General features: G+C 35.7%; 29 protein-coding genes. 9 read left to right on the plus strand and 20 right to left on the minus strand.

Translation table 11 applies throughout. The annotated features are described in order from the left end of the window. Positions 1-3 precede the first annotated feature (3 nt). Positions 4-882: a TGL-type protein-glutamine gamma-glutamyltransferase gene (locus ACY9Z2_RS05745; RefSeq protein WP_463608662.1), complete on the plus strand. Its 879-nt coding sequence runs from the start codon at positions 4-6 to the stop codon at positions 880-882. A gap of 129 nt (positions 883-1011) precedes the next feature. On the opposite strand, the gene ACY9Z2_RS05750 is transcribed toward ACY9Z2_RS05745, so the two are convergent. The 12 genes from ACY9Z2_RS05750 to ACY9Z2_RS05805 form a co-directional block, all read right to left on the minus strand. Continuing rightward, complete coding sequence (locus ACY9Z2_RS05750; protein WP_463608663.1) at positions 1012-1623, minus strand: alpha/beta hydrolase; 612 nt, start codon at positions 1621-1623, stop codon at positions 1012-1014. A 14-nt stretch (positions 1624-1637) separates the two neighbouring features. Next, entirely contained in the window at positions 1638-2567 is a 930-nt protein-coding gene (locus ACY9Z2_RS05755; protein WP_463608664.1) for a ring-cleaving dioxygenase, read from the minus strand. 73 nt (positions 2568-2640) lie between these two features. Continuing rightward, positions 2641-3090 (minus strand): MarR family winged helix-turn-helix transcriptional regulator, encoded by a 450-nt coding sequence (locus ACY9Z2_RS05760; protein WP_463608665.1) that lies wholly within the window; start codon positions 3088-3090, stop codon positions 2641-2643. An 89-nt stretch (positions 3091-3179) separates the two neighbouring features. Continuing rightward, on the minus strand, positions 3180-3626 hold the full coding sequence (locus ACY9Z2_RS05765) for a hypothetical protein (RefSeq protein WP_463608666.1): 447 nt from the start codon (positions 3624-3626) through the stop codon (positions 3180-3182). Positions 3627-3630: 4 nt separating this feature from the next. After that, positions 3631-4641, minus strand: a complete 1011-nt coding sequence (locus ACY9Z2_RS05770) for a DUF3231 family protein (protein WP_463608667.1) — start codon at positions 4639-4641, stop codon at positions 3631-3633. Positions 4642-4784: 143 nt separating this feature from the next. After that, complete coding sequence (locus tag ACY9Z2_RS05775) at positions 4785-5957, minus strand: hydroxymethylglutaryl-CoA synthase (RefSeq protein ID WP_463608668.1); 1173 nt, start codon at positions 5955-5957, stop codon at positions 4785-4787. A gap of 243 nt (positions 5958-6200) precedes the next feature. Next, positions 6201-7385: a PqqD family protein gene (locus ACY9Z2_RS05780; RefSeq protein WP_463608669.1), complete on the minus strand. Its 1185-nt coding sequence runs from the start codon at positions 7383-7385 to the stop codon at positions 6201-6203. A gap of 157 nt (positions 7386-7542) precedes the next feature. Further along, positions 7543-8733: an HD-GYP domain-containing protein gene (locus tag ACY9Z2_RS05785; protein ID WP_463608670.1), complete on the minus strand. Its 1191-nt coding sequence runs from the start codon at positions 8731-8733 to the stop codon at positions 7543-7545. Between the two features lie 335 nt (positions 8734-9068). Then, positions 9069-9968 carry a 3-hydroxyacyl-CoA dehydrogenase gene (locus ACY9Z2_RS05790; protein WP_463608671.1) on the minus strand — a complete coding sequence of 300 codons (900 nt, stop codon included), beginning with the start codon at positions 9966-9968 and terminating at the stop codon, positions 9069-9071. 95 nt (positions 9969-10063) lie between these two features. Beyond that, entirely contained in the window at positions 10064-10267 is a 204-nt protein-coding gene (locus tag ACY9Z2_RS05795; RefSeq protein WP_463608672.1) for a PspC domain-containing protein, read from the minus strand. A gap of 53 nt (positions 10268-10320) precedes the next feature. Beyond that, a complete protein-coding gene (locus ACY9Z2_RS05800) occupies positions 10321-10509 on the minus strand; it encodes a hypothetical protein (protein WP_463608673.1) in 189 nt (62 codons plus the stop codon). 25 nt (positions 10510-10534) lie between these two features. Next, the gene (locus ACY9Z2_RS05805; RefSeq protein ID WP_463608674.1) at positions 10535-11206 is read right to left on the minus strand and encodes a GOLPH3/VPS74 family protein; all 672 of its coding nucleotides are present in this window, start codon (positions 11204-11206) and stop codon (positions 10535-10537) included. 280 nt (positions 11207-11486) lie between these two features. On the opposite strand from ACY9Z2_RS05805, the gene cyoE reads away from it, so the two are divergent. Continuing rightward, a complete protein-coding gene (gene cyoE / locus ACY9Z2_RS05810) occupies positions 11487-12401 on the plus strand; it encodes a heme o synthase (RefSeq protein ID WP_463608675.1) in 915 nt (304 codons plus the stop codon). A 109-nt stretch (positions 12402-12510) separates the two neighbouring features. Here cyoE and ACY9Z2_RS05815 read toward each other — a convergent pair whose 3' ends face one another. Together ACY9Z2_RS05815 and ACY9Z2_RS05820 are read right to left on the minus strand one after the other, a co-directional pair. Then, a complete protein-coding gene (locus ACY9Z2_RS05815; RefSeq protein ID WP_463608676.1) occupies positions 12511-12828 on the minus strand; it encodes a YolD-like family protein in 318 nt (105 codons plus the stop codon). Between the two features lie 2 nt (positions 12829-12830). Continuing rightward, positions 12831-13046 carry a hypothetical protein gene (locus tag ACY9Z2_RS05820; protein WP_463608677.1) on the minus strand — a complete coding sequence of 72 codons (216 nt, stop codon included), beginning with the start codon at positions 13044-13046 and terminating at the stop codon, positions 12831-12833. A 175-nt stretch (positions 13047-13221) separates the two neighbouring features. Between ACY9Z2_RS05820 and ACY9Z2_RS05825 the strand changes: the two genes are divergently transcribed. The 4 genes from ACY9Z2_RS05825 to ACY9Z2_RS05840 all read left to right on the plus strand — a co-directional run bounded on the left by ACY9Z2_RS05825 (position 13222) and on the right by ACY9Z2_RS05840 (position 15768). Continuing rightward, a complete protein-coding gene (locus ACY9Z2_RS05825; RefSeq protein WP_463608678.1) occupies positions 13222-13380 on the plus strand; it encodes a hypothetical protein in 159 nt (52 codons plus the stop codon). 392 nt (positions 13381-13772) lie between these two features. Further along, the gene (locus ACY9Z2_RS05830) at positions 13773-14276 is read left to right on the plus strand and encodes a CBO0543 family protein (RefSeq protein ID WP_463608679.1); all 504 of its coding nucleotides are present in this window, start codon (positions 13773-13775) and stop codon (positions 14274-14276) included. A gap of 12 nt (positions 14277-14288) precedes the next feature. Next, positions 14289-14813 carry a hypothetical protein gene (locus ACY9Z2_RS05835; RefSeq protein WP_463608680.1) on the plus strand — a complete coding sequence of 175 codons (525 nt, stop codon included), beginning with the start codon at positions 14289-14291 and terminating at the stop codon, positions 14811-14813. Positions 14814-14901: 88 nt separating this feature from the next. Further along, positions 14902-15768 carry an SDR family oxidoreductase gene (locus ACY9Z2_RS05840; RefSeq protein ID WP_463608681.1) on the plus strand — a complete coding sequence of 289 codons (867 nt, stop codon included), beginning with the start codon at positions 14902-14904 and terminating at the stop codon, positions 15766-15768. A gap of 64 nt (positions 15769-15832) precedes the next feature. Here the strand turns inward: ACY9Z2_RS05840 and ACY9Z2_RS05845 are convergent, their stop codons facing one another. Together ACY9Z2_RS05845 and ACY9Z2_RS05850 are read right to left on the minus strand one after the other, a co-directional pair. Next, positions 15833-17104 (minus strand): metal-dependent hydrolase family protein, encoded by a 1272-nt coding sequence (locus ACY9Z2_RS05845; RefSeq protein ID WP_463608682.1) that lies wholly within the window; start codon positions 17102-17104, stop codon positions 15833-15835. Between the two features lie 15 nt (positions 17105-17119). Next, positions 17120-18289, minus strand: a complete 1170-nt coding sequence (locus ACY9Z2_RS05850; protein WP_463608683.1) for a hypothetical protein — start codon at positions 18287-18289, stop codon at positions 17120-17122. A gap of 324 nt (positions 18290-18613) precedes the next feature. Between ACY9Z2_RS05850 and ACY9Z2_RS05855 the strand changes: the two genes are divergently transcribed. Further along, a complete protein-coding gene (locus ACY9Z2_RS05855; RefSeq protein WP_463608684.1) occupies positions 18614-19054 on the plus strand; it encodes a GNAT family N-acetyltransferase in 441 nt (146 codons plus the stop codon). Positions 19055-19491: 437 nt separating this feature from the next. On the opposite strand, the gene ACY9Z2_RS05860 is transcribed toward ACY9Z2_RS05855, so the two are convergent. The 3 genes from ACY9Z2_RS05860 to ACY9Z2_RS05870 are packed head-to-tail and all read right to left on the minus strand — an operon-like array spanning position 19492 to position 20967. Continuing rightward, positions 19492-19761, minus strand: a complete 270-nt coding sequence (locus ACY9Z2_RS05860) for an HIT family protein (RefSeq protein ID WP_463608685.1) — start codon at positions 19759-19761, stop codon at positions 19492-19494. A 52-nt stretch (positions 19762-19813) separates the two neighbouring features. Next, positions 19814-20233 (minus strand): GNAT family N-acetyltransferase, encoded by a 420-nt coding sequence (locus ACY9Z2_RS05865; RefSeq protein ID WP_463608686.1) that lies wholly within the window; start codon positions 20231-20233, stop codon positions 19814-19816. Positions 20234-20280: 47 nt separating this feature from the next. Then, on the minus strand, positions 20281-20967 hold the full coding sequence (locus ACY9Z2_RS05870; RefSeq protein WP_463608687.1) for an ArsR/SmtB family transcription factor: 687 nt from the start codon (positions 20965-20967) through the stop codon (positions 20281-20283). 151 nt (positions 20968-21118) lie between these two features. Between ACY9Z2_RS05870 and ACY9Z2_RS05875 the strand changes: the two genes are divergently transcribed. Together ACY9Z2_RS05875 and ACY9Z2_RS05880 are read left to right on the plus strand one after the other, a co-directional pair. Then, positions 21119-21733: a flavin reductase family protein gene (locus tag ACY9Z2_RS05875; protein ID WP_463608688.1), complete on the plus strand. Its 615-nt coding sequence runs from the start codon at positions 21119-21121 to the stop codon at positions 21731-21733. 376 nt (positions 21734-22109) lie between these two features. Beyond that, complete coding sequence (locus tag ACY9Z2_RS05880) at positions 22110-22358, plus strand: aspartyl-phosphate phosphatase Spo0E family protein (RefSeq protein ID WP_463608689.1); 249 nt, start codon at positions 22110-22112, stop codon at positions 22356-22358. Between the two features lie 249 nt (positions 22359-22607). On the opposite strand, the gene ACY9Z2_RS05885 is transcribed toward ACY9Z2_RS05880, so the two are convergent. After that, positions 22608-23126 carry a TetR/AcrR family transcriptional regulator gene (locus ACY9Z2_RS05885; protein ID WP_463608690.1) on the minus strand — a complete coding sequence of 173 codons (519 nt, stop codon included), beginning with the start codon at positions 23124-23126 and terminating at the stop codon, positions 22608-22610. Positions 23127-23142 lie beyond the last annotated feature (16 nt).

Genomic DNA, 23142 nt, shown 5'->3' on the forward strand with positions numbered 1-23142 from the left:
AACATGATTCAAATTTCGGGTAGAACCGCTCATTGGAATCAAATCATCAAAGATATATCAGTATCGAATGATGGAAACGATATTTTAAAAGCATTGGACTCAGATCCAAACATTTACCGATTTCATTCGTTGAAGGATTTGGAAAACACTATTCGTATAAGAGAACATCTGATGGACTCGGCAAGAAAACTAAACAATAGTAAAGCTAGCTTTACAATTATTAAAGAAACAAAGGCGAACGATAGATACTGGAACGTAACAGAACAAGGTGCTATGCAATTAAAGCCTGGTGTGAAGCCATCTGATGCTATTCGAGATATTTATGAGAATGGTGCTAATTACGCTTTCGAATGTGCTGCTGCAATGGTTATCGTATACTATTTTGCAGCACTTAATTATCTAGGTGCCGAAACGTTTGATAGAAACTTTACTGACTTATATTTGTATAGCTGGGAAAATGATAATGATTTAGGCTTACATTCCGTTATCTCAAGAACGCCAATTCCGGGTGATGTCGTATACTTTGACAACCCTGACAACCTCGAGCCGCAATGGCAAGGAGAAAATGCTGTGTATTTAGGTGATGACCAATATTACGGTCATGGGATGGGAATCCTTTCAAAACAAAAAATGATCGAGCAACTTAATCTTTTAGGAAAATCTAATGAAGAAGATGCCTACTTGACCAACCAAATTGTGCGTCCATCGTTTGATCATTGGACTTTTTTAAAATATAGCCGTTCTGACCTTAGGAATGTAAAACGCGAGAGAAAACACATAAATATTATCTATCATAATCTCACATCAATTTCATATGTTTATCACTGCACATTAACTGGTGCGAGTACAGTGAAAATAAATATTTATGGAAGTTTAGATTAAAAAAACTGGTTATACTATTCAAGAGTTAAAATTAAAATTACAATTAATAAAATATATTATCAAACTAGATTCCATAAAAAACTATCGAATGCAAACCATTCGATAGTTCTTATCTATATTTTAAATGAATTAATTTTGATTAAACTGTTCATACCAATTGGCTGCTTTCTCTACTTCACTTCTAGACAATTGATGCCCATTATATTCCCAGTGCACCTCTACAATAGCTCCTGCTTCTTCTAACAATTTAGCTAGCTCCTCTGTTTCTTCTGGCTTACAAATCGGATCGTTCTTTCCAGCACCAATGAAAACTGGTACACCAGTTAAATCAGGTAATTTCAAACCACGTTGTGGTACCATCGGATGAAAAAGTATCGCACCATTTAATGCTTTTTCATGACGAAATAACATACTTGCTGCAATATTAGCACCATTAGAATATCCAACTGCAACTATATTGTCACGGTCGAAGCTACGTTCCCGTGCAGCATCTTCGATAAAATCATGGAGTTCGTTTGTTCGAAAAATCAAATCCTCTTCATCAAAAACTCCTTCCGCTAAACGACGGAAAAAGCGCGGCATGCCATTTTCACTCACATTCCCTCGTACACTTAAGACTGACGATGTATCATCAATCATCCCTGCAATAGGAAGTAAGTCTGACTCCGTGCCACCTGTACCGTGTAAAAGTAACATGGTTGGTTTATTTACGTCTTGTCCTTTGTTAAATATATGCTTCATTACTGATCACTCCTTCATTTTTTTGTTTCAACCGGCTGAAGTACACCTTCAATTTTTTCACGATGAACTTCTAACCAAGGCGGTAGTAACAGTTTTTCACCAAGATGCTCAGGTGTCTCATCAGTAGCAAATCCAGGAGGATCTGTTGCTATTTCGAAAAGAATACCCCCAGCTTCTCGAAAGTAAATTGCATTAAAATATTGACGATCCTTCACATCTGTTGGGTAATAACCGTTATCGTGCAGATGTTGTTGCCACTCTTTCTGTTCTGCATCATCATTTGTCCGCCATGCAATATGATGAACCGTACCTGCGCCCATTACCGCACGAGGATTTGCTGTAAGCTTGACATCAATAACATTTCCTAGATCCCCATTTGCGTGAAGACGGTGATAATCCCTTTCTTTACCAACGTTTTCTAAGCCCATAACCTCTTCTAGTAATTGAACAGTTTGATGCGGTGCACCTGATAAAAGCACTGCCCCGCCAAATCCTTTAATCGCTACATCCGAGGTTATACTATTGAATGTCCATTTACTATTTGCACCTTCTTGACGAGCGACAAGCTCAAGCTGTAATCCGTGTGGATCTTCAAACTGTAGAAACGTTTCCCAAAATCGAGTTGCTTTTTCAAAAGGAAGATCAAGTTGTTCCAGGTGGTTTGCCCAAAAATCTAAGGCTCCAGCTGGTACAACAAATGTAATAGTACCTACCAACCCTGTTCCGCTTCTTCCTTTAAAAGCACCTGCCCACGGGAAAAATGTGAGAATTGTACCTGGTTGACCTAGTTCATTACCAAAGTATAAATGGTAAGTCCCTGGGTCATCAAAATTCACCGTCTTTTTCACAAGCCGTAATCCTAATACGTTTGCGTAAAAATCAATATTCTCCTGTGGATCGCCTACAATTGCTGTTATATGATGAATACCTTTTGTTTTTAACATAGTAAAACCTCCTTCAAACATTTTCCCTCCACATAATATATCTCTATTTCGAGATATTTAGATAAAAATTAAATTAGCCCTGCGTGGACAAACTTAATTTCTTTAATAGTTTAACTAATTGTTGCTTTTCCTCTATGGATAACCCCTTAAACATGTCAGTTACTACTTCTCTATGTTTTGGGAAGATATCTTCCATCAATACTTTTCCTTTTTTAGTAATAGTTGCATTGATTACTCTTCGATCATTGGCACAACGTTTTCGTTCAATCAACTCTTTTTGCTCTAATTTATCAATCACATGCGTCATACTACTACTAGCTAGTAATATTCTTTTCCCTATTTGTTGTATTGGTTGCTCCCCTTTATGAAATAGCAATTCTAATACAGCAAATTCAGTTGGGTATAAACCATAAACGTTTATATTCTTACGATCCAGATCCAACACATTGTGGTTAGTTCGCAACAACACGACGAGTAATTTCAATGAAAGTTCTGTTTCATCAACCTCTGGCGTTTCCTTCATGGTCATCTCCCTCTCTCGAAAAGTATTTCGATGTCGAGATAAATTATATCAAAATGCTTTGTTTTGTCAACACGATAGTTAGAATCGCCTTATTGATAGCTGATTCGTATCAGTAATGATTTTAACAAAGCACCAATAAATAAACCAAGAATCAAAAACGCTATTGGTAACCAAAGAGATCCACATAAAATACCTAAAATTTTTAAGTCAGGAGAAAAAATAACACCTACCGTTCCAAAATATGCAGCAAATACAAACGGCATAAATGAATAAGGTTTTTCCACTTCTTCAGAATCTTTATAGGCATCCCAGATTGCAAAAAGATATAGGCATGGATAAAACATTAGCCAACCATAGTTTGTCTGTTCCACAGCTTCTTGCGTCTTTCCATGGAAACTTAGAATGATGATGATATTAAGATTCGCTTTTACATTTACTAAAATCTCTAAAGCAATAAACAAAATACCTTTTACATATTTGCCATTTAGTAATTGACCAAATCCAGGAAGGGCAATACTCCAAAATAGCTTCTCCATCAAGCTAGTCCTTTCTCTTTGCTAGTTTTTCCCGATCCACTGATTGTGGTGGCTGCTCCATCCATCCATTGTCAATCATAATATTTGCACCATCTTCCGCGTACTTTGCAATTTCTGCTGAAAGACGTACATAATGTAATCCTAGGTCTCGTCTTGGACTAACAGACATTGCTATTCCATATTGTCCGATACCCGAAGCGATAAGTGCTGCAATGTGAAACATCATTAATTTATCCGAAAAGGGAGAAATACGTGAATCTGTAATCGTGTGGTCCCATGACATAGGTGTAGGTAAATATTCATCTTTAAGTACAGACGAAAAGATTTCATAATGCTTTTGTGCGATATCGCGGCCTCTTTCCATGTACTTTCGAACTTCCTTTGCATTTGCCACTTGACTAAAACCGATAATTAATGAACGACCGATTGAATTACGTTTCATGTTTAAAATAAGATTTGTGATTTCCACACCTAGCAATGGTCTACGATTGCCAAACCAACCAGTTAAAAAGCTTTGTTTTGTTACATAATCAATTCGCTCAGGCTTAGGGAGTGTCGGCTCACGTAAATAAACACCTTTTTCTAACGCAAGTTTCTTTGCTTTTACATGCAACTCCTGAATTTGGTCTAGGCTTTCATTATAAAACGTAACAATATCAGATCTTATCGAAGTCCCTAAAGCGATTCCGTACGCTGATAAGGAAAATGAGGCCATATTTAAAATGTATATTAGGAAAAACACGTCAGAAAATAGACGCGGAGCATTTACATCTACATCCTTATCTGCAAAGCCATTAGGGATTGGGTATTCTTCCATCTGAAAGATAGTAGTGATCCTGTCCACTTGCTGTTTGGTTATATTTAAGGCAAATTTTAAGACACTTGCTATTTCCTCATCCTCTGTTTTTGCTATGAAATAATTTAATCCACAAATTATCATTGTACCTTGGATATAGGCAGTCCAAAGACTGGATATCTCTGCAGAAGTGAGTTGAGGTTTATTACTGGTACGCATCTCATCCCTCCAATTTACATATGAATTATTATTTTTAACTCTAGTTTTAGTATCCGAAAAATTGAGTAGGATTATTCGCATGGAATGTTGAATCGTTAATCAAAAAAACTCTGAGAATTAATCCCAGAGTTTTTTATAACTTGCTATTCCGTTTTATTTACATATAACCGTTTGTTATCTGCCATTCCCGCCAGACAAACTGTTGCTGGATCCTTTTCAATATCCAATTTCACCGTTGAACCGTCTGTCGGCAACGTTTTTTGGAAAATATCCTCATATTCTGAAACTGTAACTTCCTGTCTTGAAGAAAACAGCTTAGCATGGCTTTCTACATTTAGATTTTCGCGATAGTTCGGTTGCAACGTACCAGTGAAAAATTCGCCAACTGCTCCTGAACCATAGCTGAATAACCCGATACGTGCACCTGCTGTTAAATTTTCCTTTTGTTCAAGGAGTGAAAGTAAACTCAAGTACAACGATCCTGTATAAACATTCCCAACAATTCTGTTATATTTCGAACTAATTGTATAGTTTTCTAATAGACGTTCCTTATCATCTTCTGTACCTTCATCCAAAACCGTACGTAGCGCTTTTAGCCCCATTTTTGTGTAAGGAAGGTGATAGCAAATAGCTTCAAAATCCTTCAACTCTAAGCCTGTCTTTGCTTTGTATTGCTCCCAGACCTTCGAAAAGAACGCAATGTATTGTTCGTTCGATAATTTCCCATCCACAAAAGCCTTATCCGAATACACTGGACGCCAGAAATCCATAATATCTGTGGTAAAATAAACACTTTGATCTTCTAATACCATAATACTCGGGTTAGCACTAATTACTACTGCAACCGCACCTGCACCTTGTGTTGCTTCTCCAGGCGTATTCAAGCCATATCTAGCAATATCAGAACCCAGTACCAATACCTTTGATTCCGGATTTAATGCAACATGACCTTTTGCCATCTGAATACCAGCAGTTGCTCCATAACACGCTTGTTTCACTTCAATTGCTCTAGCATAAGGATTCAACCCTAACAATTCATGAACATAAACCGCAGCGGATTTAGAACTGTCGATGCCTGACTCTGTTCCAAAAATAACAAAATCAATTTCCTTTTTATCTTCTTCGTTTAAAATTTCTAAAGCTGCATTTGCCGCTAGCGTAACAGGATCTTGTGTAATTGGTGGCACAGCCATCTTTTCCTGGCCAATACCAATCGTATATTTTTCCGGATCAACATTTCTGCTTTCAGCCAAATTGTTCATATCAACGTATAGTTGTGGCGTATAGAAACCTATTTTATCAATACCTATTTTCATGGTGACTGTTCTCCTTTGCATAAATCAATCGTATGTAAATTGCATAATCTACAGTCTACTACAAATGGAAAAAGATTTAAATTTTAACGAACCCTCTATGTACTAAAATCGATTAGAAATGTAAATTGGTGTCATTTATAGTATAAAATTTAGTAAGAATTTTATGCTTCATCATGCTTCCAAATGATCAATTAAATCGATTGTATAATGAATAGCTATAACGATAATACCCCCCAACCATACTTAGTATGTTCGAGAGGTATTGGATTTACGCCAAGAATAGAGCAATAAACCTAAAATCAATAGGCTTTGCCCGAGAAAAACGACCGCATCCCAGAAATACGGATTTCCAACTGGATGTAATAATTCGGGCAGCGTTTGAGAATATGCGTAAAACATTTGTGGTATGAAATAGAATGTTAATAAACCAATGGTTAAAAGAACACCACAAATATAGAAAACACTATACAATCGAACAAACTTTTCTTCGCCTTCAAATGTTTCGGTTGTTGAATCTTTTTTCATAAGAGGTATCCATTTACTTAAATGTTTCTTACCATTTTCCATTAAGTTGTAACACCCTGTTAGATTCTCACAAAGATAATATAAATCTGTTTTCATATAAAAACAGCATTGGTAAATGCTTTTTAAGCTTATATCGAGTATTACCATCGCTAGAAGACCTATAAGAAGTGGATTACTTTCCTGAAGAAGCAGGCTAATGCTCAATGTAATGAAAAGCATCAATTGATCAAAACAGATTCCTCCAAGATACAAAACATTCCGTTGCTTTGGAGCAAGTTTCCATGCTGGAGTAAGATCGGTTTCAAATACTACTATAAATAATCGGTGACCCACTTCCAGTTTAGCAGGCAAGTCATACGAACGAACCGCTAATATATGACCAAATTCATGAACAATAATCAAAAATAACGAAATACCCATAAAAGTTAAGACATTAAACGTCATGGACTCAAACAAAAAAAGATCCTGGTATGCTGGAATTAACTGGGGATTTGTTGTAAATAGAACAATATTTATACAAAGAATAACCATAAATAGCTTTGTTGTTATTTTGTTAAAAATAAACCTACCTATTTGGGATGGGATCCACATGTAGCTCTTCGGTGACTTATTACGCTTTGTAATCTGGACAGCTTCTCCATCAATTTCTTTTACAAGACCAAGCTCTAACAGTTGCTCGGAAAAAGCAACTATATCTACCTCTTCATCTGGATAGTGATGCTTTAGTTCCCTTTCTATCTTTTCTAGGGAACTTCCTTTATTAATTAAATGAATCGCATCAATACAAATTTTCGGCATCTCAAAAAAATCACCGGAAAGGCTTTCTTCGACAATGTAATGTTTTTTATCTTGTCGTATCGTTAGAGGAAATAATAATAGATGAGATTGAAGAGATAGTTTCATAATATACACCACCGTCTTAGAAATGGAAAATAGGATGCTAGATACTAGCATCCCTCTGTTACCTTTAATTTGTATTAACGGCCAACCCAGCCACACCACCAGCATGTTACTTTAACTTTTTTTAACTTACGGATTTTCATTGATAACTTCACCCCCTTTAATTGGTAGTAGCAGCTTCATCCAAACCCTCGTCGTGCCTATGATACTGTTTATGATAATCTACCCAAGCTGGATATACATCCTCAAATAACTCTACCAAATCAGGGTCAAATTGAGTTCCCCTACCAGCAACAATTTGATCATATGCATTCTCTAAAGGTAACGCAGCCCGATAAGACCTGGAAGATGTCATAGCATCAAACGCATCTGCAATAGCAGTAACCCTAGAAAGAATAGGAGTCTCTACACCCTTTAATCCAGCAGGGTATCCCTTACCATCCCAACGTTCGTGATGGTGATGGATCACGTCAATATTATCAGCAATACCATCAACTTCCTGTACAGCTTTAGCACCAACAGCTGGATGAGTTTTTATAATTTCAAATTCCTCAACAGTTAATCTACCAGAACTAGTCAAAATAGAATCTGGAATGTTAACTTTTCCAATATCATGTAGTAAACATGCATAATAAAATGATTTTAATTCGTCTTGATTAAATTCCCCTGTCTCTTTTGCTAATATCATTGCATATTCAGCAACTCGTTCACTGTGTCCTCGAGTATATGGATCCTTAAGTTCTAAGGTGGCTATTAATCCTTTTACGATACCTTCCAGTCTCTTATCATATGAAGTCTCTATTGCCCTAACATAACTTAAAAAACGGTTTAGTAGAATAAAACCAATCATTGACAAAATCACTACAATAAGTAACGGAAATAAAACCACAGGATCTTGCAGAACTATTCCTAATACAATAAATTTTAGACTAGTCCCAACAGAAACTAAATAAAAGAACTTTTTATTAACGAATATTGGGGAAAAGAGCACAATTACTAATTCAATTACATTTCCACTTCCATAGGTCGCACCACTGTCCCAATAAACCCATATATCATTTGCAGTATTAACTGATGTATAAGTAATAAAATATATATATTTTATTAACCAAGGATTTTTAGTTTTTATTAAATAGTAGGCTACTGGTAAAAGACCGACCAATATTACATACATCCAATAGTCCAAACCTTGCTTTAGTAAATTAGATGTATTACCCCAAGGCGCTTCAGGTAATAAATAGAAGTAAAAAATATCATACACAAAGTAAACAACATAAAATATCCACAGAAACCATGTGACTGTGCGTTGCTCTTCGTTCAATAAGGTAGAATTTCTAAGTTTGTTTTGCATTTTGTATTCCTCTCTGTTGCTAGTATTCTTATAAGTTTGTTTACATAATCTGATAATATACTTCTTATAAAAATCTACCTTAAGTACTAGTCCTATAGAAGTATATGGCAAATAGCTGAATATGTAAATAATGGTAGAAATTTAGGGTATTTTGTCTTATTTTAGTTCCTGCAATTTCTGATTTTCATTTTATCACAATTTAACAAAAAAAAATCACACTTTTACTACCAAGAAAACTATTTTTATTTTGTTCTGGAGTCTTACCAAAAAAGAAAACAGTGTACGTAAGAACTAAACAAATCTTACGTACACTGTTTTCTTTTTCACTTATATTATTAACTTTTAGTAAATCCCGGCTTCTTAAAGCTTGGATCTGGGTAGGTATAGAAACCTTCTCCTGTTTCAGTTCCTAGTTTTCCTTTATCGATATACTCTGTCTTCAATAATTCAGCTAATTTTTTGAATGCAGGATCCTTTGTTTTTTCTGCTTTTGCACGTGTAATATTATAGGCAGTTTTGATTCCAACAACGTCTAATATGGCAAAAGGTCCTTGTGGAGCTCCCGTAGCGACCATCCATGTTTTGTCGATTGTTTCGACATCAGCGACCTCTTTTACTAAAAGCATTTGTGCAGCTTCTAGAAGAGGAACCAATAATGAGTTTAAAATATAGCCTGGTTGCTCCTTGTATAATGGCAAAGCAACCATTCCAATTTCTTTAGCAAATTCGATAACATCGTTAAAAACTTTTTCATCAGTACCAGGATGCTTCATTACCTCTGCCGTATTGTTTTTCCATATTTCATTCGCAAAGTGTAAAGCCAAAAACTTTTCTGGTCGGCCTGTGGCATCAGCAAACTGACTTGGCAATAATGTAGATGAGTTGGTTGCAAAAATTGTTTTTTCAGGGGCTGCTTTTGCTAACTTTTTATAAAAAGTTGTTTTGATGTCCACTACTTCAGGAATTGCTTCAATAACTAAATCAGCTTCAGCAACTGCTTTTTCCAAATCACTGTTGAACGACATACGATTATAAGCTGCATCAACATCTTCTTGACTAGCATTCAAATCTTTCTGGTAACGGGGTTTTAACTTCGTAATTCTTTCTTTTGCTTTTTCGATAGCTTCATCATTAATATCATAGACTGTCACCTGAAATCCTTTGAAGGCAGTTTGATAAGCAATCTGACTCCCTAATACGCCACTTCCGGCAACGGTAATATTTGTATACGACATGCTATTCTCCTTTTTAACAACTTGATAAAGCTTATGTTTTACGTTCTTCGATAATATTATTACAAACACTTTAAAGTAAAAGTTCACATTGTTTTTTATAATGATCTGGGACTTTCGTCGAGTGTATTAGCGAGGATTATATATATTATAAGAGCGGGAGGCATTGTCAATATAAATATCAGTCTTACACTAAAAGAAGAAATACCAAAAAACTCTGCAATACCACCACAAACACCAAGTAACGACTTATCCTTAGACGATCTTTTCAATTTATTTTGATGCAATCTCTTTTCCTCCATAGGACTATTTTTATATTCACTAGTAATGATGCTAAGTGGATTCAGATATTCCTCTATAAAAACTTAATACTCATGCCAAAATAAATTAAACCAGAAACGATAATAAATCCTGAGAAAAATAGTATCTTATTTTGTTCTGACCAATTTTTCACCCATCCCCATCTTTTTTGATCTGTATCAAACCAATAGTAGTCAATGAGAACGGTGAAAAAAATAAGAAGAAAGAATAATATGTAGCTCACGACTTATCTACCTCCCCTATGACTCTCAAGTGCTTATTACACTGACTGTTACAATGGTTGTACAAGCCACAATAACAGCAGTTTGCATTTCCTCAATTGAAGCTTTCACAGCTTTACCGTAATCATGATTTTCAATAAGTTTTTCAATGCGTTTTTTGGCTTCTTTCCTTTCGGCTTTAGAAAAAACTTCTTCTATAAGGTTGCAAGATTTGATTAAACTTAATAACATTACGGTTCTTGCATCTGGTTCTCCATCTCCAAAAAGAGTTGTATGAACTTTTTTTCGTATTTGCCATTCAGGTACATCTTGATTTGTCGGATAGGTGTTTTGGTTGAATAACCAAAGTACTTTTTTCTCCTCTTCCTTTAAAACACCTTTATCCACAAGCTGATGAATAACGTCCTGCCTTATTTGTCCGATATTACTAGTAATATGTTGAATCCAGCTGTCTACTTTCTTATTTTTAGCAGACTGTATCATTTCAGTTAATACGTTATCAAGAAAAGATATTCCTGTTTTTTCATCATCTATTACAATGATCTTTTTATCCTCCAACTCTATCCGTCCCATAATAGCCAACTCTGCAAGAATAGCCCCTGCTAATCCATAACTTAGCGAGTCAGAAGCCGAAAAAACAACGGTTCCTTTGTCATCATCAAATGCAAGCAATAACAATTCTTCTGAAATGGTAAACAATTGAACCCCTCCTATTAGCATTTATATCCAATAATACGTAAGAACGCTGTATAAGTTTCACTTTCCCTAATGATAACCCCTTCTTTATATATTATATTTTCTACTATTACAGAATAATTGTCATAAAAGCTTCAACCACTATACCCCTTTTTTTGACAAGAATACGATATACTAGATATATTCAAGTCAGTATAGGGATTCTTATTAAGTAGAAAATAACCATCTACACTTTTTAAAGTCTGAAGTTCCCATCATTCTATTTAAAGAGGAAGTAAAGATAATGCGAAAAAAACATACTACAGAGAAAGAAACTTTATCAGAGATTTTCGGAAAAACAGTTAAAATTGGTATTGTTAAATCCAACCTTATTCAAATGGTTGCAGGGTTAACATTGGCTATGTATACCTATCAGTATAGTTTACTTGAAAAACTTCCCGAAATGATCTTTGCACTAATCGGAACGTATTTAGTTATAGCTGCTGCTGGCGCTTTCAATAACTTATATGACCGCGATATTGATGTCATTATGGAGAGAACGAAAACGAGACCAACTGTTACAGGAGTAGTTAAGCCTAAAACAGTGTTTTGGCTCGGTGTTTCCATGGCTGTAATTGGCATCTTATCACTTGCGTTTGCATCTTATTTGGCAGCGTTATTAGGGGTCTTGGGATTGTTCTTATATGTTGTTCCATACACGATGTGGAGTAAAAGGAGAACTATTTATAATACAGAAATTGGTAGTTTTTCTGGTGCTACACCACCACTAATCGGATGGGCTGCAATCTATCCAGATATAACACACCCTGCTATTATCGGCTTATTTGTAATTTCAGTTATTTGGCAGATGCCGCATTTTTACTCCATCGCTATTCGTAAGCATGATGATTATAAAGCTGCAAGTGTTCCTATGCTTCCAGTTGTCAAAGGGTTTAAACGTACGTATATCCAGACCAATATTTATTTAATTGTTTTATTTGCTGTAAGTTTCCTTTTTGGCTATTTAAGTCTTGGGCTGATGCTAGTAGCCCTTCTTTTAGGTCTTATCTGGATTCTGTTAAGTATATTTGGCCATAAAAGGATGGAATCTGAAAAATGGGCGAAATCCATGTTCATTTTTTCACTCATTTATATGACTGTTCTTTTTTCAACGATCATTATTTATTCGCTAATGGGCATTATTTTTCATTTGTATTAATAGCTTTAGTAATCTTTAACTTAAATCAAAAAACGGTTTTTATTAATTTGTAAAAAGAAAGTAACCACTAAATTACTTGTGAAATTGGGTGGTTGCTTTTTTGCGTTATCTAATCAACATAAACATCCAACAAGTTCCTAAAACCAATCTCCTTCTCCCCTACTCTCAATGTACCAGCTGCAGAATTTATGCTTACTAGCTTCCCTTTAACCATAGAATAGTGAGGTTTATTATAATACTTAATCTCAACAGTTAAGTCATTATGCAATGCACATTGTAGCTTTAATTCCATGTCGGCTACTTGCTGTTCATCAAGAATTGGCTTTACTTTATGGTCATCTTCCTGCCACATCTTTTCGAGCAATTCAATATGCTCGGGAAGCATCATTGCCGTCCATTTTTTTGTACCTCTATCGTTTATACTCATTATTAAGCACCCATCCTTTTTCGAACTGATCCGACTGACAATATATTATCTAATTTGAATGTCCGTATCGCTCTCTTGGTATAGCAAAAAGCCATAATCATTTCATCACTGATTTTAAGCACACGAATAACCCGTTGTGTTACCTGATTATCATTAGACAGATAAAACAGTTCAAGGTTTTCTTTATTGTGGATAGACCTCAATATCATTTTTCTCATGAAATAACCCCCATAACAAGAACGTTTGTTCTCATTATATCACAAGTAAATTTAAAAGAGTAATATATTTCGATGGAAAAATGTGTAACAATGAATGCGATTTGGATACTTCTTGATCTTCGGGTTTAATCCAGTTTGAAATAGGGGATTTAGTTAGCATAAGGAGATGATAACAATGGATAAATATGAACTATATGGAATTGCTGAAAAAACAAAAGGATTACAAATTCACATTTTTGAAAAGAAGGAAAACTGTATTCGAATGCTTTACTTAGATCCGAAGACATTTAGTCCAATTCAAAATCAACACTGTCCAGAACATTTGGAACGTTAAATTGTTAATCATAAAGAAAAATTTAAAAGGAAATTAGAAGGAGCTATCGCTGTTTAAATTTTTGCAAAGAATATCCACTTATGTATCAGAATTCACAAAAGGATTTTGAACTATTAAATTATTTTATCACCTATTTCTGATACCATCTTCCCTCTAAAAATAAACGTAACTAATACTTATACCACGATCAAAAAGTCGCAAATATTGTTTGCGGCTTTTTTTCTTTAGACATCTAAACAAAATGAATTGCGTCAAATGAATGTACATTCCAAAACATTTTTCGCCAAGAGGAATTACGTCCGTACGTATCATTAATATTTTTCACTAAGATTGGGGAAATTAACGTGTAATTACCGAGTTTTTAAACTTTTTATACGAGAGAGGTTAAGTTGATGGAAAAATTAATTCTAAGAGGATTTTTTACATTGGGGTTAGGAATATTACCAGCCATTATACTTAGAAAAAAACCTGCAAAGGATTGGCTAATCGTTTTCTTTTTCACTGGATTTTTAGCAAATTTATTAGATGATTTTGTGATTAAAACCAAACGATTATCTTATCCTGTCAGGCTATTTAAAAAGTTAAGTGATAAGAGTATCTTGTTTGATTACTTAATTTTTCCGATTACCTGTACCCTATTTATCCAAACAACGTATCAATCTAAACTCCCTGCCATTTTAGGCAAAGTTATTTTATTTACTTTTCCATTGACTATCTTTGAGTGGATTTTAGAACGAAAAACTCGATTAATTAAATGGATACGGTGGTCACCGTTACACACTTTTGTCTTTGTGACCCTTTACTTTCTAACTACTCATGTTGTAATAAATGTTATTAATAAACTGACTCGTCTGCGATTATTAGATAATAAGGAAGAAGACAATGTCAAAGAATAAGGAAAGAATTTTATGGAACTAGATAAAAACAATGAATTTAAATCTCCTCCTGCAGCTTTACTATGGTCGATTATGATGCCTGGTTTCGGTCAATTTTATAACGGACAATATATATTTGGTGCATTGCTTTTTGTGTTTGAAATGGTTGCAAACGGCTTTGCCAGTTTAAATACGTCTATACTCCATTCTTTTCACGGTGAAATGCATGTTGCTCATGACACATTTAGTCATCAGTGGGGTATGTACTATCCATCGGTTTATGCATTTGGAATATGGCAAGCCTATAACAGAGCAATCGTCATTAATAAGCAACACGCCGAAAAAGAAACACCAAGAGAAACTTATTTAACTGGATTTTTTATAGCTTTCGTTGTGGGGATGAACATTGGTGTATATTACCATCACACATTTCTAGATAACATATATATTCTTTCTATTTTAGCCAGCCCAATCTTTAACGGACTGTTTTGGGGAATAATCTTTGGGATTGCAGGTCACTTCATTGAGAAATACATAAAACATAAAAAAGAAAAATGAACTGATCCCCTCTAAATGTTTGCATATTAATCGCCTAGGGTACGAGAAAAACACAACAGTAATTACTATACAGGAGGTTATGAAAATTATGGATCCTAGAGATATGCAAAAAGGCAGTACTCCTCGCCAACATCAGGACAAGCAACCAGGAATCGAATCAAAAATGCAACCGAATCCAGCGCAGCCAACTGATTATATAGGAACAAATAAGTTAAAAGGAAAAGCCGCCTTAATAACTGGTGGCGATAGCGGAATTGGCCGGGCTGTTGCCCTTCTTTATGCAAAAGAAGGTGCTAATGTTGCTATTTCTTATTTAGATGAACATGAAGATGCGAAGGATACGAAAAAAATGGTAGAGGCAGAAAACGTGAACTGCTTGTTACTACCAGGAGATATCAAAGAGGAGTCCCATTGTCAAAGCCTTGTTGAAAAAACAGTTACAGAATTCGGTACAATTAACATTCTTGTTAACAATGCTGCAATTCAGCATGTACATGATGATGTACTAGACATTCCAACGGAAGAGTTTGAGGAAGTTTTTCAAACCAATTTCTTTTCACATTTTTATTTAACGAAAGCTGCTGTAGAGCATATGAAATCAGGCGATTCGATTATTGCAACTTCTTCGATAAACGCGTACCGAGGAAATCCCATATTCATGGATTACTCGGCAACTAAAGGGGCAGTCACTGCCTTTATCCGTAGTATTGCTCAAAGTCTTGCTAGCAAAGGAATCCGAGCAAACTCTGTAGCACCTGGACCTGTATGGACGCCACTTATCCCCTCTTCATTTGATGAAGACGGCGTTGAAAACTTTGGACAAGACAACTTAATGGGACGCCCAGGCCAACCATCTGAACACGCATGGCCGTATGTCATGTTAGCATCCGATGAAGCTTCGTATATGACCGGTCAAGCGATTCACATAAATGGTGGCGCATGGACGTCATCTTAAATAAACGTTGCGCAGTGACGGATAGAAAATTTCGTTTACTGCGCATTTTTATGAAGACAACATACTAACTATAGTTCATTATCTTACTCTTTTCGCTAAGTATATTTTTTTCAACCTTTCCATTTTTAATAACAAGTTGAATCGAATCGTTATTTGCAAGTGAATGAATATCGTCAAGCAGATTACCTTTTACAACAATTACATCAGCTAGTTTATTTTTTTCAATCGTGCCTACCCTATCTTCCCAACCTAAGCATTCAGCTGCGGTTTTAGTGGAAGCTACAATGGTTTCCAGCGGGGTCATTCCAGCTTCAACCATTAAAGCAAGTTCGCGTAAATTAGTACCATGTTTCATTACACCTGCGTCTGTACCCATTGCAATTTTCACGCCGGCTTTATAGGCTTTTTTTATACTAGCCTTATGATGTTCAATAACTTCTCTTGATTTTTGAACTGCTGTATCGGGCATACCAACTTCTTTTGCAGTTTCCAGTACAGCAACCGGAGCAAGCAATGTAGGAACTAAAAATGTGCCGTTTTCTTTCATCAGCTCAATTGCCTCATCATCTAAAAAGATACCATGTTCGATGGAATGAACGCCTGCTCGGACTGCATTTTTAATCCCCTCTGCCCCTTGCGCATGGGCCATCACTTTAACACCTTTTCGAAAGCGCCCCTCCTCTACAATTGCTTTTAATTCATCTAATGAAAATTGTGTGAATTCTGGATGATCGGTAGCACTTAAAACTCCACCCGTTGCATGTACTTTAATGACCTCTGCTCCAGCACGCAACATTTCACGTGTCTTTTTCCGTACTTCCTCCACTCCATCACATTTACCATTAGGCATTCCTGGATGGCCAGATGGCAAAATATCGGTAACTGTGCCAGATACCGTGTAACCATCCCCATGTCCGCCAGTGATCGTTAGTGCATTGATACTTAATTGTAATCTCGGGCCAGGGATTAAACCATCTTCCACCGCTTTCTTTAAACCTAAATCGGCACCAAGCGCATCGCGTACAGATGTAATTCCTGCGTTTAATGTTGCCTCTAAATGTTTCGCTGCCTTATAGTACATAAATGAAAATGGTGTTGCTAGTCTTTCCGCAATTGGGGCGTACTCCATCATGACATGTACGTGGCTGTCGATCAAGCCAGGCAGGATAGTCCCTCCTTCTGCATCAACAACTACTTCATCGCCTGTTACCACATAATCGTTCTCTGCACCGACATAAACTATTTTTTCATCTTCTAATACAACTACTGATTCTTTTTTAGGCTCTGATCCTGTTCCGTCAATCAATAGACCATTTTTAATTAATGTTTTTCCCATAGATTTCTTCCTCCTTTATAATGTTTGAACTAATAGTCCTGCAATAACCACTGAGGCTATCGTAACTGTTGTAAAGCCGCCAATTAACATCGGTGTTAACAATTCATCAAAAATGAGTTTTTCTTCCTGTTCATTTCGTGCTACACTTCTAATGACTTCTTCACAAAGCAAATAATCACCCGGGAAGCCAAAAAGAGCTGTTAAAGCGACCGGCATACCCTTCAGAGGATGCCACTTCACAAATTTAGCCATGATGTATCCACCAATTAAAATACCAACGGTTCCAAGTATCAAGATTAATAGAATACTAGGTAAATTACTTACTACATCCTGTGGACTGACATTGCCCATTGTTCCAATAACAACGAAGATAATAGCCATCATTGTGATCGTAAACGAATTAGAACCTTCTAGTGTTTTTGCTTCAAACACTCCTAATTTAAGACCGACTATTCCAATTGCTAAACACCATAGACTATAGTGGATCGGTGTAATTTCACCAAGTGAGACACCAATCGCTGCACCGACAAATACAAAGAATAGTTTTAACGTAGTGCTTGATTTCAATGGGCTAGCTTTACGTTTCTCAATTGTCTTTTCAGTAGTTGCAGCTGTTTCATTCATAGCAACAAACGTACCATTATCCAATTCCTTTTGAATCGTACCAGCGTATTTTCGCATGAAATTCATAGCCAGTGGCATCCCTAACACACCTTGGAAAGCAACAATTAATGCAGGTATGACAACTAGGCCCGTCATTCCTAATGCTGTTAGTTTTTCGGAAGTAATGATTAATGCAATAATACCTCCGCTTATTGGCCCTACCCCAGCAACCGCCGTTGGATAGTCAAAAACCAATGGAACAATTGTTAAAATTAATATGCCTGACACAACAATTCCACCTAAAGCAATAATTACGGCTTTAATTTGACTTCTAAGTATGGAGAAGGGAATCAATGTACCCATGTGTAAAATGGCAGGACCAATTAGAATTGCTCCAAGTGATGCGAACGTCGACTTTTCCAAAATGTCTGCTGGAAAAATCCCTGTCCACCTAACAACTAAAAAACCAACCATCGCAGTGAGTAGCATAGGTATTCTCGCCCTAGAAATAATGGACAACCACTCCCCCAAGGCAATTAATGTAAAAATTAAGGCTGTAGCTACAAGTGGATTGCTTAACATAGAACCCCTCCTCAAATTAAATTCTTACTAATATATCACGCATTAAATATAGTGTCTATATATATTTTTGACTATTTATGCAAATTAAAATATTTTTAGTTGGAGGAATAATCATACACAAAAACCACATACATAGCGTGCCATTGATAAAGAAAACGGTTACGGTTTTCATTCATAATTAAAAGCTCTCTACCATATTTTACTAATTTATTGTTTCTTAGGATCTAGAAGTACCCAATAAATAAATTATAATTAAAAGCAGGATTTCATAAGCAAGATAAAGAATAATGTAAACATGATAAACAAGAAATTTGGAGGATAAATATGTTTGAGATTAAAAAAATTAAGCCAGAAATGACGTACGATCTTAGACATCGTATTTTACGGCCACACCGCCCAATTGAGGATATTATGTATGAAACTGACCATGAAGCTGGTGCTTTTAATGTTGGAGCATTTGATGAAGAGAGGCTAATAAGTATCGTATCCTTTTGTGATGAACAACATCCTGACCTTCCAGAGAAAAAACAATATCGCTTACGAGCTATGGCAACTCTTGATGAATATAGAAAGCAAGGTGCAGGAAAATCCCTTGTTACCTTTGCAGAAAAACTGTTAAAAGAACAGAGTGTTGACCTTTTATGGTGCAAAGGAAGGACAACTGTACAGAATTATTATAAAAAGTTAGGTTTTGAACCACATGGTGAAGTATTTGATTATCCTACTCTTGGCCCGCATATTGTGATGGTTAAGAAGTTTACATGAAACATATTTTCACTTTTATAAAGCGATGTGGAATATTTAATGCAAAAAAAATTACCTACTAAATTCAAAAAACCTAATTTTGATGGGATAAAGGAAAAGAAGATGCTATCGCAACGTTAAGTGAAGGATTATCCATTGAATTAATAGAAAAAATAATGATAAATTGAAACGAAAAATATAGAACAGAGAAAGAGGCTGGGACCAAATTAAATTTATTAAAGATAATCCGAACAATAATATAAAATGTGTAAAAAAACCGCTCCGGAAATATACTTCGCTTTCCGCGGGTGGCTGGTGAGCCTCCTCGTGCTTTCGCACTCCGGGGTCTCACCGATGCCATCCCTCCCGCAGGAGTCTACGTATATTTCCGGAGCTAATTTAGATAATTGTTCGTCATTTCAATTGGTAGGAATAGCTATGTCCCAGCCTCTTTGCTTTTAGTTAATTCTTCTTGGATCACATACGTCATGTATTGCGTCTCCAATTATACTCATGTCAATTAGGAATTCGGTTCTCTTGATAATATCCAGATCGTTTAATGAGTTAACTTCAACTGAAGGAAGTAGAACACAATAGCCTGGTAAAAATTGTGTGTCGCCGATAACAGCAAATCCACTCTTCATATTCACAAGTACCATCGGGTTTTCACCCCTTAGCGCAGAACCGATTCTATCTGTTCTCCATTTTTCATTTTTGATAGATTTCATTTAGTTCTCCTTTTATAATCCAAAATGAATAGCACCATAAAATGATAGATAATTATCTTGATGTAAAATAAATTATTTCTGGATCGCCATCATCTAAATTTTCTATAAAACCACTTCGAACAAAGCCATTTCTTTCGAATACTTGTTGCATTTTTTTATTCGATTGATTGGTTGAAGAGAAAACTTTTCGGGTCGGTGCTATTTTAAGAAAAAATCCCAAGAGTGATGTTGCATATCCCTTTCGCCTTTCTGTTGGTTTGACAATTATTAATGAAATAAAACTACAGTCAAAGAAATGCGTGTCGAAAATCAAAAATCCTACTATTGATTTATCCTTAATAGCGACGCATCTTTTTTCTTCAATCGCTCTCTTTATGTACTTTTTTCTATTATCATTACCTACTATTTTTCGATCAATTTCAGCGATTTCATTTAGGTCGTTTAATGTAGATTCAAAAATTAATGATTTCAAGTTTACTCTCCTTAATTGCATTATCTATTTATAAACCGATTTTACACTCATACATCAAGTTTAAACATCTTCCTTAACCCTACTTTCCCTTCCTCCGTAACCTTTACCGCACGACTGGATACATGTCGTTCTATCCACTTCAGATCAAAAAATTTAAGTGTAATCGCTTCGCCTAATGAGCCAGCAAGATGATGCTGTTTCTCGCTCCAATCTAAACATACTCGAGAAAAAGAGCGACGTTTTTGTTGTAGGTCCAAAATATTTATGCCGAATTCCTCAAAAAACACTCCCCCTTTATCAGAAACAATAAATTCGTTCTCACCTTTTACAATAATGCCTTCTTGCAACATCGCCTGTGTCACGCTAACTCCGAGTTCACCTGCCAAATGATCGTAGCAAGTGCGTCCAGATTTAAGTGCCTTCATTTGTGATGACTGTTTTAGTGAACGGATTTCAGGTGGCTGTGCAATAGTTAGGAATGACTCTAACACCTGAGCAATTTCATCATTGGTTAATTGATAATACCTATGTCGTCCATGCTTTTCCATTATAATTAGGCCGGCATCCATTAGTTTTGATAAATGAAAGCTTGCTGTTTGTTGCTTGATCCCCGCCATGTATGCCAATTCTGAAGCAGTATGAAAACGACCATCCATAAGACTTGTTAAAATCAATGACCTTGAAGACTCGCTAAGCATTTTTGCCACTTCAGAAATGTTTGGATTAGCGTTCATATAGAATCCTCCCTGTTTGTTTTCATACTTCGATAATAATTGAAATGTTGTTTTAAAACAATTATTTTATCAACATTCATATTTCGATCATAATTGAAGTTTTATAACTTTATACTGGTTTTGTACAACATTTTACAGGAGGGAAAACAAGTTGGTTCAAACTTGCAAAAAAGATCAAGAAATCAAACCTAAAATTCTTTACTATGGCACACCAGTAGTGTTACTTACTACCCTTAATGAGGATGGTACCACAAATATTTCACCAATATCTTCTTCTTGGGGACTTGGAAATTGCATTGTTCTAGGGCTTGGGCTAGGAGGAAAAGCAATGGAAAATATACAGCGAGGCTCTGATTGTGTTGTTAATGTACCTAATCCATCATTATGGAAAAACGTTGAAGCATTAGCACCCTTTACAGGTAGCAATCCTGTTCCAGATTATAAACAGGAAGCTGGCTTTCGTTTTGAGAAGGACAAATATAGCATTTCGGGCCTTACACCAAAAAAATCCAAGTCAGTTCAGCCTACTAGAGTAGATGAATGTCCATTGCAGATAGAAGCTGAAGTGAAAAATTATAGAATACCTGAATATAATCCTATTTTTGGTATAGTTGAAGTACAAGCTGTTCACGTACATGCTCATCAAGAAATTGTTATTGATGAGCATCATATTGACCCAAATAAATGGAGTCCACTGATATACAATTTCCGGCACTACTTTGGACTAAGTGAGGAATTAGGTAAAACGTTTCGCGCTGAAACTTAAGCACAATATTATTGACGTAATAATTGGAACTTCATAATCTCTGAAGTTCCAATTCATTCTGTTACATTCAACGTATTATGCCTTCATTGTAAGTTCAATATTTTAATTCATTCTATATCCTCTTTTCTATTCTTTACTATTAAATCGCCCAAAAACTTGTAGCCACCGTGAACAAGTGATTTTTATTTCTAGGTAGACTACGTGTGGTGTTTTACTCACCATCAAAAATTCATATACGGTTGCATATTTCCTAGCACTTTATATTCATCTATTTTTGTCTTTCTTTGTCTTTCTTTGTCAAAAGTATTTACATTAAGAAAGAATTTCTGGATAATACTGAATGGTAATTCAGTACTACAGGAAAGGAAAATCAAGATTGTATACTCAAGAAAATTTGAAAGAGTCTATTAGTAAAAAGAGACAGGAAATGATTACATTAGCTTTCACCAAAGGATTTACAAATAAAGCAACAGTTGAATGTAGTCAGGAGCTAGATCGACTGATGAACCTATTATATAAAGAGGCTTCATTATCAAAAAAAGTTTCATACTTAAATAAGAAATTACATAAGAACGTAAGTCAACTACATTCTCAAGTTACGAGAAAACTAAAGTTAGTGAAGTAACCCGTATTCTTTTTAGACAGCATTTGCCAGCCATCTTCAATTCAGGTGGCTGTAAACTTCCTATAATATTATCGGGATCTCAGAGTAAAAGATACCATTCACCATTTACTCTTTCATTGGAATTCTGTGCTTCATAAAACACTAATGCAAACAATAATATTAGTGACCATATTTGCCTGTATAAGAATTTTACAAATTCATTTAAAAAGAAATGCATACTTTTGCTAGTGAGTACAAACAATTAATTGACTACTTCCCTCCCCCATCAAAAAACCATTCCAAAGTTTTTCGAGCTTCATCAACAGAAAGCTTTCCTTCTTCTACAGCAAGTAACCCTGCTCTCCATGCTGCAGGTAAAATATACGATAAACCTATAACTTTGTCTGTCTGGATCGTTTGTAGAAAATCAGCAATTCTATCCGTACCATTAATCGGATCTTCTTCGCTTAACAATCTGCATGCTTCAAATTTAACAGCTGCGTCAAAGCCTACAAGTATTGCTGCCCGCAAAGAATCGATCGGATCGTCGAATACAGATGCTGCTCCCTCCATTCTATCGACTATTCTTCGCTCCATTTCTTCGCGAACGATTGCATACAAACCGACCTTTGACTCAAAGTGATGGTATATCGCTCCAGTCGTAACACCCGCTGTTTTCGCAAGCTCCTTAACATGCACACCTTTATAGCCTTTTGCACTAAATTCTTTGACTGCTAGTTCCAATATTTTCGCTTTTATCGTTCCAGGTATAGGAATCCAATTTTTCATATTCTTATTCTACCAC

The sequence above is a fragment of the Virgibacillus sp. GM2-2 genome, from assembly GCF_055329585.1.